Genomic DNA, 293 nt, shown 5'->3' with positions numbered 1-293 from the left:
CGGCAGCGGGAAAGTAGCTTGCTACTTTTGCCGGCGAGCGGCGGACGGGTGAGTAATGCCTGGGAAATTGCCCAGTCGAGGGGGATAACAGTTGGAAACGACTGCTAATACCGCATACGCCCTACGGGGGAAAGCAGGGGACCTTCAGGCCTTGCGCGATTGGATATGCCCAGGTGGGATTAGCTAGTTGGTGAGGTAATGGCTCACCAAGGCGACGATCCCTAGCTGGTCTGAGAGGATGATCAGCCACACTGGAACTGAGACACGGTCCAGACTCCTACGGGAGGCAGCAG

General features: G+C 58.0%; 1 rRNA gene. It reads left to right on the top strand.

What is annotated here, in order from left to right:
* A 16S ribosomal RNA gene (locus J9889_RS22435) occupies nucleotides 1-293 on the top strand; the annotation flags it as partial.

The sequence above is a fragment of the Aeromonas sp. PrichA-15 genome (assembly GCF_017939245.1).
Classification (GTDB): Bacteria; Pseudomonadota; Gammaproteobacteria; order Enterobacterales; family Aeromonadaceae; genus Aeromonas; species Aeromonas caviae.
The sequence above is the reverse complement of the archived record's forward strand: the minus strand, read 5'-3'. Positions and strand labels throughout refer to the sequence as shown.